Here is a 14,988-nt window from a genome sequence, read left to right on the forward strand (position 1 = left end):
ATCTGTCAGAACTCGAATGGAGAGCCCGGCGCCATGCGGTTTCACACGTACACGAAGTTCAATCCGCAGATGGCCGATGCGGTGGACATGCAGGCGCTCCTCGACCAACTGGCCGACTTCCTGCTCCAGTCGGGGTTTGCCGGCGGTGGTCAGGACGCGTGGGGTGACACCGGTGAGGACGCCGATCGTTCGCTGGAGGCGCTCAAGGCGGCGATTCTGCAGGCACTGATCGAGTCGGGTCAGATCACGCCCGAAATGCTCAAGGCGCTCCGGGGCGACGGCAATGAGGTGTCGGAGGAGAAGCTCGCCGAGCTGCTCGACAGTCTGGTGCAACGGCTGGTGGAAGACGGCATGCTGACAATTGATGCGCCCGCACGCATGCCAGTGGGGCATCAACCGGCCACCGGCAAGGGGTCGCTGGAGCAGGCCGCCGCACGCGATGTGCAATTCAACCTGACCGATCGCGGGATCGACTTCCTGGGCTACAAGACCCTCCGCCATCTGCTGGGCTCGTTGGGCAAGTCGAGCATCGGCAGCCACGACACGCCGCAATTGTCGACAGGCGTGGAGTCCGACGCCTGGAGCAAGCCGTATGAATTCGGCGACGTGCTCAATCTCGACGTGGCCGGGACTCTGGCCAACGCACTGGCGCGCACAGGCTCACTCGAGGTGCCCATTGACCTGGACTACGGTGACCTGATGGTTCGCCAATCGGAGTACCGGTCCAGCTGCGCCACCGTGCTGTTGCTGGACACCTCGCATTCCATGATCCTCTACGGGGAGGATCGCTTCACACCGGCAAAAAAGGTCGCGCTGGCGCTGACGCATCTGATCCGGACCCAATTTCCCGGCGACACCATACGGGTCGTGCTCTTCCACGACTCTGCCGAAGAGATCCCCATTGCCACGCTGGCGAAGGCGCAGGTGGGTCCCTATCACACGAACACCGCCGAGGGGCTCAAGCTGGCGCGACGCATCCTGATGGGTCAGAAGAAGGACATGCGCCAGATCATCATGATCACCGACGGCAAGCCGTCCGCCTTGACCATGCCGGACGGTCAGATCTACAAGAACTCGATGGGCCTCGACGGCTATGTGATCGCCGAGACCCTGCGCGAGGTGGCCGCATGCCGGAAGAGCGGCATCATGATTAATACGTTCATGCTGGCGCGCGACCGGGCGCTGATCGAGTTCGTGAAACGCGTGAGCGAGATCAGTCGCGGCAAGGCCTACTTCACCAACACGATGAGCCTGGGCCAGTTCGTGCTGATGGACTTTCTGCGCAAGAAGACCAAGCGCGTCAGTTAGCCCGGAATCTTGCGTCGCTCCATGCTGCCGCGCGGAACCGACGCCAGACCCAGTACTCTGGCCTGACCGGCGCGGAGCTTGGCCGTCACGTTTCGGGTATCGACGACCAGCGTGGCATGGTCCACCACCCGCTGGTAGTCCACCGCCTTGTGATCGGTGACGATGACCACCGCGTCGGCCCAGCGGAGCATTTCGTCGGACAGCTCGACGCTCTTGCGCATATGGCCATCCTCGCGGAACTCATGCACGAACGGATCGTGGAATTCCACGTGCGCGCCGCGCTCCTCGAGCAGTCGAATGACATCGAGGGCCGGACTCTCGCGCACATCGTCAATATCAGGCTTGTACGCCACGCCCAGCACCAGCACGCGGCTGCCCCGCGCCGCCTTGCGCAGATCGTTCAGCGCGTCGGCCACCTTCTGCACCACCCACTCGGGCATCTGCGAGTTGATCTCGCTGGCCAGGTCGATGAAGCGCGTCTTGTAGTTCAGCGTGCGCATCTTCCACGCCAGATAGTGCGGATCGAGTGGAATGCAGTGCCCGCCGATGCCGGGCCCCGGCGTGAACTTCATGAACCCGAATGGCTTGGTGGCCGCCGCGTTGATCACTTCCCAGACGTCCACGCCCAGTTTGTCACAGACAATCGCGATCTCGTTCACCAGCCCGATGTTCACCGCGCGAAACGTGTTCTCCAGCAGCTTCACCAACTCGGCCGCTTCCGGCGACGTCACCGGCACGATGGTGTCGATGCAACTCGCGTAGAGCGCACTGGCCACCTCGACACAGGCCGGCGTAATGCCGCCCACCACCTTGGGCGTGTTCTTGGTGTGGTAGACGGCGTTGCCCGGATCGACCCGCTCGGGGCTGAACGCCACGAACACATCCTGACCCACTACCAGCCCCATCGCCTCCAGCCGCGGCTGCAGCAGTTCGCGCGTGGTGCCGGGATACGTGGTGCTCTCCAGCACCACGCACATGCCCGGATGCGCCTGCCGGGCGACCGCGTCGGCAGCCGACAGCACAAACGTCATATCCGGATCGCGGGTCTTGGACAGCGGCGTGGGCACGGCAATGGAGATCGCGTCGCACTCCTTGAGTCGGGCCTCGACATTCGTGGCCACGAACAGTCCCGCGCTCACCGCCGACTGCACGTCACTGCCGGGCACGTCCTGGATGTGCGACTGCCCGGCCATGAGCAGGTCGACCACGCGCTGACTGACGTCGTAGCCGATCACGCGGAAGCCTGCCCGCGCGAACTCCATCGCCAACGGCAGTCCGACATAGCCCAGTCCGACCACGCCGATGACGGCGGAGCGATCATGGATTTTGGCCAGCAACTGCGCCCCGACGGTGTCTTTCGCGATTGTCATGATTTCACTGTACAGAAGAACGGGTGTTTGGCGGCGCACTCGAGACCGGATGGGCCCGGCCGCATTCGCGCGGACCTCGCACGCTACCTGCAATACGACGAACCGACGCGTCCGCAACGCGTTCCAGGGGCTCCCGGAGCGGATTCACGGACTCGCCGGGAACCGGCGTCCGATGGTTTCGCTTGCTGTTGCGTCGGAGCGACACTATCGTCGTCTTTCCGCCGAGCTTGGCAGGCGGCAAATCCACCGCGACCTCATAGTTCTGGAACGATCGAATGACCCAAAGTGCACAGCGAATTCTGGTGACGGGTGGGGCCGGGTTTCTCGGCTCGCATCTGTGCCAGCGACTCCTCGACGACGGGCACGAAGTCCTGTGCGTCGACAACTTCTTCACCAGTTCGAGGCGCAATCTCCAGGCGATGCTGGACAATCGTCGATTCGAACTGATGCGGCACGACGTGACGTTCCCGCTGTTCGTGGAAGTCGACCAGATCTACAATCTGGCGTGCCCCGCCTCGCCGGTGCACTACCAGCACGACCCGGTGCAGACCACCAAGACCAGCGTTCACGGCGCCATCAACATGCTGGGATTGGCCAAGCGCATTGGTGCCAAGATCCTGCAGGCGTCCACGTCGGAAGTGTACGGCGACCCCACCATCCATCCGCAGGTGGAGGAATACTGGGGGAACGTCAATCCGATCGGCATTCGGGCCTGCTATGACGAAGGCAAGCGGTGTGCCGAAACGCTGTTTTTCGACTACCACCGTCAGCACGCGCTCCCGATCAAGGTGGTACGCATTTTCAACACCTACGGACCGCGCATGCATCCGAATGACGGGCGCGTGGTCTCGAATTTCGTGGTGCAGGCGTTGCGTGGCGAACCGATCACCTTGTACGGCGATGGACTGCAGAGCCGTTCGTTCTGTTACGTCAGCGACCTGATCGAGGGGTTCGTACGCATGATGGCCACCGGTCCGGAAGTGGCGGGACCCATCAATCTGGGGAATCCGACCGAGTTCACCATGCGGGAGCTGGCGCAGTTGGTGGTTGAGATGACCGGATCGAAGTCGGCCATTGAATACCGTCCCCTGCCGTCCGACGATCCGCGCCAGCGGCAGCCGGATATCAGCAAGGCCAAGGCACTGCTGGGCTGGACGCCCGAGGTCGCCCTTCGCGAAGGACTGGCGAAAACGATTGAGTACTTCGACGCCGTACTCAGCGATCCCGCGCGGGCGTGACCCTCGCGGCCGCGTCCCGAGCAGACCGCGCGCATCGCTTGCGATTCGCGTTTCTGACCACCTTCTATCCACCGTACAATTTCGGCGGGGATGGCATCGGGATTCAGCGGCTGGCGCGCGGCCTCGCGCGCGCCGGACATCACGTGACGGTTATTCACGACGTCGATGCCTATGAGAGTCTGGCGACGACGACGCCCGCCGCCGCGCGGCCCGAGCCTGAAGGGGTTGAGGTCATCGGGCTCCGCAGCGGATGGGGGGTGCTCTCGCCGTTTCTGACGCACCAGACGGGACGTCCGATTGCCAACGGCGCACGGTTGCGGCGTCTTTTGGACGACGGGCAGTTCGACGTGATCAACTACCACAACATCAGCCTGATTGGTGGTCCGGCCCTGCTGGAGTACGGCGAGGCGATCAAGCTGTACATGGCCCACGAACACTGGCTCGTCTGCGCGCGCCATGTGCTGTGGCGGCACGGTCGGGAGACCTGTCCGAGTCGTCAGTGCTTCCGCTGTCAGTTACAGGCCAAGCGCCCGCCACAGTGGTGGCGCTGGACAGGGCTGCTGGAACGTCAGCTGCATCATGTGGATACCTTCATCGCCATGAGTGAGTTCAGTCGCGAGAAGCATCGGGAGTTCGGTTTCCCGCGAGAGATGGAAGTGCTGCCGTACTTTCTGCCCGATGCAGATGCCGCCGAAACGGCGCGACCGGAGAACGCGCTTGCGTCGGACGACCCGTCGCCGCATGCGCGTCCCTACTTTCTTTTTGTCGGTCGTCTTGAACAGATCAAGGGGGTGCAGGACATCCTGCCGGCATTTGCCGGCGACGGGGATCATGACCTCGTGATCGCGGGGGACGGTGATTATGGAGAGACCCTGCGGGCGATGGCGTCCGATCTGCCCCGTGTGCGTTTCGTGGGTCGGGTGGCCAGTGATCAGTTGGCCGCGTGGTACAAGCACGCGATCGCCCTCATCGTCCCGTCGTTGTGCTTTGAGACCTTTGGCATCATCCTGCTGGAAGCGTTTCGGCAATCCACGCCAGTCATCGCGCGACGACTCGGTCCGCTACCGGAGCTGATTGCGGCGGCCCGAGGCGGCGAGATTTTCGAGACGCGCGAGGAGTTGGTGGCGGCAATGCAGCGATTGCAGCACGACCCGGCGCATCGCGACCATCTGGCCGCCGAAGGGTACGCCGCCGTCGAACGCCTGTGGTCTGAACATGCCGTGATTCCGGGCTATCTTGACATTGTTCGACGCGCGGCGGAGCGAAAGCACGATGCGCGCGTCCTGGCGACACTTACCGAAGGAGCACAGGCATGAAGATCTTCATCACCGGCGGCGCGGGATTCATCGGCTCCCATCTCGCGACGAGGATCCTCGATCGCGGCGATCGCGTGCTGGTGCTCGACGACCTGTCGACCGGCAGCATGAGCAACATCGAGCACCTGGTGGGCCGCGACGGCTTCGAATACCGCATCGGATCGGCGCTGGACACCGCGCTGGTCACCGAGTGCGTCGATCGCTGCGACGTGACCGTCCACCTGGCGGCAGCGGTCGGTGTGCGATTGATCGTGGAACGCCCCGTGCACACGATCGAGACCAACATCGGCGCCACGGAAACCGTGCTGACGGCCGCATCGAAGAAAGGCAAGCTGGTCCTGCTCGCCTCCACCTCGGAAGTGTACGGCAAGAGCACCAAGATCCCGTTCTCTGAACTGGACGACCTGCAATTGGGACCCACCAGCCACTCGCGCTGGGCATATGCGTGCTCCAAGGCGATGGACGAATGGCTGGGCTTCGCCTACACGCGGGAACGCGGCGTTCCGGTGATTGTGGTACGGTTCTTCAACACGGTCGGCCCGCGTCAGACGGGGCGGTACGGCATGGTGCTGCCCAACTTCGCGTCGCAGGCCATCACCGGCGAGCCGATCACCGTATTCGGCAGCGGTACGCAGCAGCGATGCTTCGGCCACGTGTACGATGCGGTGGAAGCGCTGCTGCGTTTGCTCGACACGCCGGCGGCCATCGGCCAGGTCTTCAACATCGGCTCCGATGAGGAAGTTTCCATGCTCGGTCTGGCCGAGCAGGTTCGGGCGGCAGCGGGGAGCTCGTCCGAAATCACCTTGATCCCCTATTCCGAGGCGTATCCGGAAGGCTTTGAAGACATGATGCGCCGGGTGCCCGATGTCAGCAAACTGGAACGCACCATCAACTTCCGCCCGCGCATCCGGCTCTCCCAGATCATCGAGGATGTGGTGAACGATCAGCGCGCGCGATTGTCCGCGCGCTGAGCGCTGGCTATTTGCGATACAGCGTCACGACACCGGCGAAGGGCGCGGAAAACCGCACCTCGCCGGTTGCCGACGCGCTGAACACCCCCAGTTCCTGTCCGGTCTGGGCGTCGCTGGTAAGTGACGCCCCATAACTGCCTGAGGGCAGCCCGCGCACAGCCAATTCGCCGCCACGCGCGAGGTGCATGACGATGGCCATGCTGCCATTGGTGTTCTGAAACGCGACCGGCCGCACAGTGGAGGAATCGCTGCGCGCACCGACGCGAACCGCTCCCCGCCGCACATACCGGAAATACTGCCGGAGATACCGCGCCGTCCTGCTCAACACGGGCGCCCCGTTGTTCCAGGTGTAGTACTGCGCCCCGTCGTCCGATGTCGCAAACGCCAGCGCGAACTGTTCCCATCCCGAGGCGTTGGCGATGGTCAGATCCTTGTACAGGTCCTCAACGTCACTGTTGATGTGCTCGAGCATCGCCGTGCGATGGCGAATCAGGGCGCACGTCACCGAGTTGCCGTCGGAAACGCCACGGTATCGATGATAGGACAGTTCCTTCAACAGGGCGGGAACGCCCGGCACCTGAATCATGTCGTCAAAATACTCGATGGCATTGGCCATGCTCGTGTTGGACGGTCCGATGAACTCCGGATGGAATCCGGCCGCGGCCAGCCTGGACGCGGTGGCCACCATGGCCCGTCCGATGAGCGTGCCACGCCACATCGAGGAGTTGTCCGGCTCCAGAATCATCTCGACGGCATCCGGCGTCAGCTGATACTTGTCGCGGAGATGCTGAAACGCCGCGACCATGAGTTCCGCATATTCCGCCGGATCTTCATGCACATAGCCGTTGGATGAATTGACGAAGGCGACATAGCACAGGTTGACGTACAGACGTTCGCCACGCGAGCAGCCGATCGCGGAGGGGGATGAGCACCCGTTCCACATTTTCGTCCAGATCGGTGAAGTGGAAACCGGCCGGGTTGATGACGTTCGGATCGGCGTTGTCATTCACCGTGGCATAGCGCACCGAACGCCAGTCGACGGTTGACCGGTTGGCACAGTGCCGCACCGCGCTCCGGACGAGGAGGCGATTGATGCCAAGGTCATTGACCGCCGCCCGCGGCGACAAGTGTCGCGCTGAACCGGTGCGGTCGATTCGCGGCAGATGCGCAGCCGAACCGTGGGAACGGATGCGAAGGCATGCGGCTCAGGAACGACGAAGATGGATTGGGTGGCGGGCGCCAGCGATTCGCCTGCCACGCCACAGGAACCGCCACACCGCCACAACCACGACCGCCACTTGCGAGAGCACGCCGATGGGTTGACCGCCTGAGGCCAGCCAGGGCGCATAGGGCGGCCGCGCGGCCGGCAGGCCGGCCCGTCGGCAGCAATCAGGGGGGCCCGTCGGTCACCAACAGTTGCAGCGACAACACGACGTTCTCCCGCATCATGGAGACGGCCCAAGAAATCAGCAGCGTTGGCGCCACAATGATCCAGCGCCATGGCACCGCAGACGAAAGCAGGACCGGCGCCGCGAGCACGAACAACAGCGGCACGGCAGGCACCATATAGCGCACTCCGGTATTCCATTGGAGGCTGGCGAACTGATTCGCGCTATTGAACAACCAGAGCGAGACGATGGCCGACGCCGCAGCCACCATGGCGGAGCGCGAGACCAGCGGCTGGCCACGAAATGGCGCGCCGAGCGACAGCACCAACAGCGGACAGAAGGCGAGCAGTCCGTACCGCATGTCGAGCAGGTTGCGCCACAGCAGGGATACCGTTGGCATGGTCATCCCGTTCCATCCCCTCACGCTGAACTCCGTGGCCGGCATGTAGCGCTGCGCGGGAAACCAGGGAGAACCGAACGCTGCATTCTGATAGGCGAGCAGCAAGCCGATCATCGGCAGGGCGCCCAGCAGGCAGAGGCCCGCGCGTTGAACCGATCGGCGCGCCCCACCGGCCTGCCAGCCGTCAACAATCGACCAGAGGCCAAACGTGAGCGCCAGGGGCGCGGCGCTGTAGTCCAGCACCATCCCGAAACCCAGCAACATGCCGCTGATGAACCAATCGCGGTCGCGGGTGCGGGCGGTTGGTCCCGCGCCCACACGTGTCAGCAGCACCCAGCTGAACAGCACACAATGCGCCAGCAGCGCGTTCTGATTGAGGAAGCCGCTGCGAAAGAACAGCGGCGTGCCGAGCGCGTACAACAGCGAAAGCCAGAGCGCCGTGCGTTCGTCCTGCGCGTGTCCACGCAGGTATCCGAAAACCACGACCGCGGCGAGGGCACCGAGTGGCGCCATCAACCCGATCTGCGTCAGCAGCGCGGCAATGGCCAGCCGGACGTCCAGGCCGCGCTTGCGCATCTCGTTCATGAACAGCGTGCGATTGGGCCGCGGGTCGTTGTACGTGGTCGGCGGCTTGGGCGCTCCCAAGGACGGCTTGGCCGCAAACAGCACCGACACGCCCGGACGCGAGAGGAGCAGCGGCGCGGCGCCGAGCAGCGATGCGCCCGGATTGCTGTTGATGTAACTCCCTCGACCCGGGATCTCGAAGAGATCGGGATGCAGGCCCAGATACGGGTCCACCTTGACGGTGAACCGCTCGGCAAACGCCAACGCGAGATACGTCTCACGCACCACGTTCGAGGTGAGGTGCGCGGCGTACACGACCCACACCGACAAGAACAGGCACGTGGCGGTGCTGAACTGCAGACGGCTGCGCCAGCGGCTCATCACCGGCGTCCTGACCGATAGGACGTCATCGCGGCCGATAGATCAGCCAGGCGCTGTAGGCGATCCAGAGCGCCACCGTGATCAGCAGCGGTCGATCCTCGAGCACGGTTTCCGTGGGCGTGCCCTGATCACGTCGATGCACCAGATAGAGGTAACGAAAGACCCCGTACAGCACAAAGACCGAACCGTAGCTCAAGGCATCGCTGCCAACTCGCCGTGCGGTTTCCGAGGTGAGTGTGTACATGAGATACGCCACGATCGTGACCGCCAGCAGCACCGACGAGATCTGGTCGAGGAACGGCGCGCTGTAGTGCGCCAGTACCCCACGATGGCCCGCGGCGCGGTCGCCAAGCACGGTCAGTTCATGCCGGCGCTTGGCGAATCCCAGGTACAGTGCGAGCAGACCGCCACAGACCAGCAGCCATACCGACGACTTGACACCCACGGCTGCGGAACCCGTGAGCAGACGCAGCACGAAGAATGCCGCGATGCAGAACACATCCAGCAAGACGACGGTCTTGAGGACCACTGAGTAGAGCACGTTCAACGCGAGATACAACGCGACCCATCCCGCCACCCCCGGCCCAACCTGCCACGCCAACGCGACGCCGACAGTGGCCAGCACGGCGGCCATGGCGCGCGCTTGCCCGACGCCAATCCGCCCGGCCGCGACCGGTCGGAATCTCTTGGTGGGATGCGCCTGATCCTCGGCGCGATCATTCACATCGTTGAACGCGTAGACGGCACTGGCCGCAAGGCAGAACGCGGCAAAACCGAGCAGCGCAGACGCGACACTCCCGCGTTCCATCGCGCGGCCGGAAAACAGGAGCGGCGCGAGTACAAACGCGTTCTTGGTCCATTGCTTCGGGCGCATCAGCAGGACCCAGTCGCGCACACGGCGCCCCGGGTGCAGCGGCTTGTCCAAATGCACCGATTCCGTTGGAGGTGTCACGCGGTCGATCCCAGCCTTAGTTTGATCTCGATTGTGAGCCCGACGCGGACCCGTCCGCACGTCAGCCTGGGCAATGATACGCTCATTCAGCATGGGGTGCAGAATTTGACGCTACCGGGAAGCCGTGATGTGACTCCGCTGGCAGGCCGCCTGCTGTGGATGGCCGTCTTCGCCGCTGCCGTCGTGTTCCCTCCGGCAAACACCGCCGAGTGGATTCGCTCGACCACCGACGAATCGACGACCGCGCTCGTCACCGGTCTCTGGCTGTGCAAAGCACTGGTGGTCTTCAATCTGCTGGCCATTCCGCTCGTTCGCCGCTGGTTTCCCGCCGACACCACCAGTGGCTCGACCGTGCCTCTGTCACGTCGGGAGCAGGGGCTGATCGCCGTCATCCTGCTGGTGGCGATGGCCCTGCGATTACGGGGCTTGGGCACCGGTCTTTGGCTGGACGAAATCCAGACCCAGCTCGACTACGTGCGTTTACCTTGGGGCCGACTGCTGACCACATTCGACACCACGAATCAGCACCTGTTGTACTCGATCAGTGCCCGTGCGGTGCAGCTGATCGGGGGAGAGTCGGCCACGACGCTGCGTTTGCCGGCGGCACTGTTCGGGGTGGCCAGTATCTGGGCGGCCCTCGTGTTCGGCCTGCGCTGGATGCCTCGTCGGGAGGCCTGGTGGTCAGCCATCCTGCTGACGGTCTCGTATCATCACGTCTGGTTTTCCCAGAGCGCACGCGGATACACCGCGCTGATGCTTGGCACGTTGGTCAGCACCTCGCTGTTTCTCGATTTGCTTCGGGGTGAACGCAGCGGTCCGCGAGTCATCTGGGCGTACGCGTTCGCCTTGGCGCTCACCCTGTTGACGCATGTCACGGCACTGACCGTCGTTGCCGGCCATGGGCTCTGTTGGCTGTGGCAGGCCCGCACGTTGTCCGCCGGGCCACGCCGTTGGGCGCCCCTCGCCGCGCTCGTTCTGGCCGGCACACTGGCGGCCGTGCTGTATGCGCCGATCATCCCGCAGGTTGTCGCCACCGTCGACAAGTCGGGCAGCACCGGAGGGCCGGTCGTGTGGCAAAATCCGGCGTGGTTCCTGGCCGAGACGGTGCGGGCTCTGATGAATGGCATTCCGGCGGGTGCCCTGCTGGTGCCGGTGGCGGGCCTTGTTGGCATGCTGGGATTGTGGATGGCCTGGAGCCGGGAGCGCGTGGCCACGTTGCTGATGCTGCTGCCAATGGTGATTATGGCCGCGCTGGTTCTGGCGGCGGGCCACAATCTTTGGCCGCGGTTCTTCTTCTTTGGTGCGGGTTTTCTGGTGCAGTTTGCCGTGCGCGGCGGGTTTGGCCTGCTGGATCGCACCGTCGCTCGATGGCGCCCAGCGTTCGCGCAGTCTCTGGGGAACGGTGGCCTTGCTGTCGTCACGCTCGCCTCGATCGCCATCCTGCCCCGGGCCTGGCAGCCCAAGCAGGATTTTGAGCAAGCGGTGGCCTGGATTGATCAACACCACGAAGACGGCGACTCGGTGATCGCCACGTTCATCGCCGGCTATGTGGCCAATGGGTGGCTCCATCGGACATGGCCGGTGGTGGAGGATACGGCCAGCCTCCATCGGCTGGAGTCGCCCGTCGCCCGGACGCTTGTCGTCTACACCTTTCCCATCCGGCTCGAATCCGTCAGTCCGGACCTGTGGAAGGAGTTGCAAACGCGTTACCAGCCCGTCTACGTGGTACCCAGTACCGTCGGAGGGGGCGAAATCGTCATCCTCAGCAGAACCGCCGCTACTCCGAGCCCTTCGAGGACGCAGTGATTGAGCCGTTAGTCGAGACCATCGCCCCGCGCCCCACCGAACGGGCCGTATCTGTTGTCGTGCCGGCATTCAATGAAGCCGAACACGTCGCCAACGAGTTGCGTGTACTCGATGAGGCGATGAAACGCACGGGCTGGGTGTACGAGATCGTGGTGATTGACGACGGATCCACCGACGGCACGGCGGCGGCGGCAGAGTCTTCCGGTGTGGCTCGAGTCCTTCGGCGGGAACAGAATCGCGGATATGGGGCGGCGCTCAAGGCCGGAACGCGGGCCGCGAAGTATCCGTGGATTCTCATCACCGATGCCGACGGCACCTATCCGGTCGCATCCATCCCTGATTTGCTGGCGGCCAGTGAACACGCCGACATGGTGGTGGGCGCTCGCACCGGGAATACCGTGCGCATCCCGCTCATTCGTCGGCCCCCCAAGGCGTTCCTCCGATGGCTCGCCAGCTATCTCGCCGAACGCGAGCTGCCGGACATCAACTCGGGCATGCGGCTCATGCACCGCGGATTGATCGAGCGGTATCAGCACCTGCTTCCCGAGGGATTCTCATTCACCACCACGATTACGCTTGCCGCCGCGTGCAACAAACATCCCGTGGTGTATTTCCCAATCGACTACCATGCGCGTCTGGGCAACAGCAAGATCCGACCGCGGCATGCGTTTGACTTCACGCTGCTGATTCTCCGCATCATCGTGGTATTCAATCCGCTCAAGGTGTTCCTGCCCCTCGGACTTTTTCTCGGCCTCGTGGGTGGCGCGAAATTCGCGTACGATGTGACGCGCGATAATCTGTCGGAGAGTGCGGTCCTGGGCCTGCTTGGCGCGACCTTGATGTGGGCGGTGGGTCTGCTCGCCGACCAGAATGCCAGGCTGAGCGCTCGCCGATGAAGCTGGGCCTGCGCATCGTCGTCAGCGTCGGTTTGCTGGCGCTGATCTTTGCGTTCCTGCCCTGGTCGATGGTGATGACGGCGGTGGCGCGCCTGCACTGGTGGCAGTGGAGCGCGGTCGTGCTGATGTTCGTGGTTGGTCACGCCGTGGGGACCATCAAGTGGCGTGGATTTGTCATCGCCGGTCGTGCGGCGCTGAACATGCGCGACGCGGCGCAGTGCTACGCGGCGGGACTGTTCGCCAACCTCTGCCTGCCGAGCATTGCCGGCGGAGACGTGCTGCGGATGCTGATGGCCGGTCGCTGCACCAAGCGTCCGGAAGCGGCATTCCTGGGCGGCCTGATGGATCGCATCACGGACACGACGTCGTTGGCCATTCTGGCGGGCGTGGGTGCGGTCGCGGTCGGCAACACCGAGTCGGGTGCATTCGGTCGTGCGATCGGGATCACGTTGTCGGTTGGCATGGTGGCGGGCGTTATCGCCTTGCTGATCATGGGCCGGGTGACGTTGCGTCGCTGGCCGGCCAAGCTGCGGCGCCCCATCGGGCGCTCGCTGGTGGGATTCCGTCACTTGCGTCGCCAGCCGTCAGTGGCGATCACCGGACTCACGCTCTCGCTGTTGATTCAAGGCAGCTTCGTTATCCTCAACGCCGAGCTGGGTCGGGCCATTGGCGTGACGCCATCCTTGGCGGTCTGGTTCCTGGTGTGGCCGCTGGCCAAGGTGGTGAGTTTACTGCCGATCAGTCTTGGGGGACTTGCTGTCCGCGAAGCGAGTCTGGCGACACTACTCGCGCCGTTCGGCGTCCCGTTGGCGATGGGCGTAACCGTCTCGCTGTTGTGGCAGTCGGTGCTGATCGTCGGTGGTCTGATCGGCGGATTGGTGTGGCTGTTGCTGGCACGGTCCCGTCCCATCCCCACGCCACCACTTTTCGCCCGCACGTCAAAGGTTGCCACGCAAGCACATGCCTGAACCGCGTATTCTGATTCTGGGTGGTGGTCCGGCCGGTGTCGGTGCTGCCGTTCGTCTGCGTCAGGCCAACAAGGCGGCGGTGACGCTGTTGGAGCAAGGGGACACCGCCGGGGGCAATGGCGGCAGTTTCCGGTGGCGCGATCATCGGCTCGACTACGGCAGTCACCGATTGCATCCGGCGTCGGACGCCGAAATTCTCGACGACATCAAGTCGCTGCTGGGCGCGGCACTGCTCGATCGACCGCGTCATGGTCGCATCCGACTGCGGGGGCGGTGGATTCATTTTCCGCTCAAGCCGCACGATCTGTTGCTGCGGCTCGATCCGGCGTTCGGGATTGGCGTGCTGAAGGACATGGTGTGGCGGCAGCGCGCGGCAACGGCTGACAATTTTGCCGCCATCATCGCGGCCAGCCTTGGCCCGACGATTGCGCAGTCGTTCTATCTGCCGTACGCGAAAAAAATCTGGGGTGCCGATCCGGTCACTCTCTCGGGCATCCAGGCGCGTCGTCGGGTGGCGGCGGGCAGCTTTGCGAAGTTGCTTCGCAAGGTGCTCAATGCCGTGCCGGGGTTTCGGCCACCGATGTCGGGACGATTTTTCTATCCGGCCGATGGCTTCGGACAGATTTCCGAGGCGTTTGCCGCCAAGGCGTCCCAATTGGGGGCCGATGTCCGCTTCGGTTGGCGTGTCACGGGCCTCACCGCCCCGTCGGACACGGGCGTGCCATGGATTGTGCGGGCGCAGCACGATGGCGTGGAGACTGAACTTGCAGCCGACTATGTGTGGTCGACGTTGCCGATCTCGTTGATCGCCCGGTTCATGGGCTCGCAGACCTCGGCGGCGGCCGTGGAAGCCGCGACGCAGATCCGCTATCGCGCCATGATCCTGGTCTATCTCGAATTGCCGGTGGAGCAGTTCACCGAGTTCGACGCGCACTATCTGCCCGATGCCAATGTGCGGATCACGCGTCTGAGCGAACCGAAAAACTATGCGGTGCGGCGCGTGCCGGCGGGGCGCACCGTGCTCTGTGCGGAATTGCCGGCCAGTGTCGACGATCCCGAGTGGCGAATGGACGACGCCGCGCTTGGTGCGTTGGTCTGCAAGGACCTTGAGACGGTTGGCATTCCGGTGCCGGCCGCGCCGACGGCGGTCACGGTGCGGCGCTTGGCGCAGGCCTATCCGATTTACGATCAGGGCTACGAGCGCCCGTTCTCGGTGCTCGACCAGTGGGCGGACGCATTACCCCGGTTCCTGACCTACGGACGCGTCATCCATTTCCCAGTACAGGCGAACAGATCGGCGCGTGGAATGGCCTCGACGGTCCCGAGCATGTCGGCGAAGATCAGCCCGTGCGCAACGATCCCGCCACTTTGCCGGCTACCTCGTATGGTTCCGACTGGCTCCACCGCCCAGTAGCCATCGAAACATCCGT

General features: G+C 64.0%; 12 protein-coding genes. 8 read left to right on the top strand and 4 right to left on the bottom strand.

Features of this window, described 5'->3' with window-relative positions:
- The first annotated feature begins 33 nt into the window (after positions 1-33).
- A complete protein-coding gene (locus tag IPP90_01060; GenBank protein MBL0169302.1) occupies positions 34-1,308 on the top strand; it encodes a VWA domain-containing protein in 1,275 nt (424 codons plus the stop codon).
- On the opposite strand, the gene IPP90_01065 is transcribed toward IPP90_01060, so the two are convergent.
- A complete protein-coding gene (locus IPP90_01065; GenBank protein MBL0169303.1) occupies positions 1,305-2,678 on the bottom strand; it encodes a nucleotide sugar dehydrogenase in 1,374 nt (457 codons plus the stop codon). The two genes, IPP90_01060 and IPP90_01065, sit on opposite strands and share 4 nt — an antisense overlap.
- A 275-nt stretch (positions 2,679-2,953) precedes the next feature.
- On the opposite strand from IPP90_01065, the gene IPP90_01070 reads away from it, so the two are divergent.
- The 3 genes from IPP90_01070 to IPP90_01080 are packed head-to-tail and all read left to right on the top strand — an operon-like array spanning position 2,954 to position 6,203.
- Positions 2,954-3,916, top strand: coding sequence for an SDR family oxidoreductase (locus tag IPP90_01070; protein ID MBL0169304.1), 963 nt, complete (start codon positions 2,954-2,956; stop codon positions 3,914-3,916).
- Complete coding sequence (locus IPP90_01075; protein MBL0169305.1) at positions 3,913-5,232, top strand: glycosyltransferase family 4 protein; 1,320 nt, start codon at positions 3,913-3,915, stop codon at positions 5,230-5,232. The genes IPP90_01070 and IPP90_01075 overlap by 4 nt, the downstream gene beginning before the upstream one ends.
- Positions 5,229-6,203, top strand: a complete 975-nt coding sequence (locus tag IPP90_01080; GenBank protein MBL0169306.1) for an NAD-dependent epimerase/dehydratase family protein — start codon at positions 5,229-5,231, stop codon at positions 6,201-6,203. The genes IPP90_01075 and IPP90_01080 overlap by 4 nt, the downstream gene beginning before the upstream one ends.
- A gap of 7 nt (positions 6,204-6,210) precedes the next feature.
- Here IPP90_01080 and IPP90_01085 read toward each other — a convergent pair whose 3' ends face one another.
- The 3 genes from IPP90_01085 to IPP90_01095 form a co-directional block, all read right to left on the bottom strand.
- Positions 6,211-7,146 carry a hypothetical protein gene (locus IPP90_01085; GenBank protein ID MBL0169307.1) on the bottom strand — a complete coding sequence of 312 codons (936 nt, stop codon included), beginning with the start codon at positions 7,144-7,146 and terminating at the stop codon, positions 6,211-6,213.
- A 446-nt stretch (positions 7,147-7,592) separates the two neighbouring features.
- The gene (locus IPP90_01090) at positions 7,593-8,936 is read right to left on the bottom strand and encodes a hypothetical protein (GenBank protein MBL0169308.1); all 1,344 of its coding nucleotides are present in this window, start codon (positions 8,934-8,936) and stop codon (positions 7,593-7,595) included.
- A gap of 25 nt (positions 8,937-8,961) precedes the next feature.
- Positions 8,962-9,888, bottom strand: coding sequence for a decaprenyl-phosphate phosphoribosyltransferase (locus IPP90_01095; GenBank protein MBL0169309.1), 927 nt, complete (start codon positions 9,886-9,888; stop codon positions 8,962-8,964).
- Positions 9,889-10,017: 129 nt separating this feature from the next.
- On the opposite strand from IPP90_01095, the gene IPP90_01100 reads away from it, so the two are divergent.
- The 4 genes from IPP90_01100 to IPP90_01115 are packed head-to-tail and all read left to right on the top strand — an operon-like array spanning position 10,018 to position 14,972.
- Positions 10,018-11,694 carry a hypothetical protein gene (locus IPP90_01100; protein ID MBL0169310.1) on the top strand — a complete coding sequence of 559 codons (1,677 nt, stop codon included), beginning with the start codon at positions 10,018-10,020 and terminating at the stop codon, positions 11,692-11,694.
- Positions 11,691-12,590 (top strand): glycosyltransferase family 2 protein, encoded by a 900-nt coding sequence (locus tag IPP90_01105; GenBank protein MBL0169311.1) that lies wholly within the window; start codon positions 11,691-11,693, stop codon positions 12,588-12,590. Before IPP90_01100 ends, IPP90_01105 begins: the two co-directional genes overlap by 4 nt.
- Positions 12,587-13,558 (top strand): flippase-like domain-containing protein, encoded by a 972-nt coding sequence (locus tag IPP90_01110; GenBank protein ID MBL0169312.1) that lies wholly within the window; start codon positions 12,587-12,589, stop codon positions 13,556-13,558. Before IPP90_01105 ends, IPP90_01110 begins: the two co-directional genes overlap by 4 nt.
- On the top strand, positions 13,551-14,972 hold the full coding sequence (locus IPP90_01115; protein ID MBL0169313.1) for an FAD-dependent oxidoreductase: 1,422 nt from the start codon (positions 13,551-13,553) through the stop codon (positions 14,970-14,972). The genes IPP90_01110 and IPP90_01115 overlap by 8 nt, the downstream gene beginning before the upstream one ends.
- Positions 14,973-14,988: the final 16 nt, after the last annotated feature.

Source organism: Gemmatimonadaceae bacterium (genome assembly GCA_016720905.1).
GTDB lineage: Bacteria > Gemmatimonadota > Gemmatimonadetes > Gemmatimonadales > Gemmatimonadaceae > Gemmatimonas.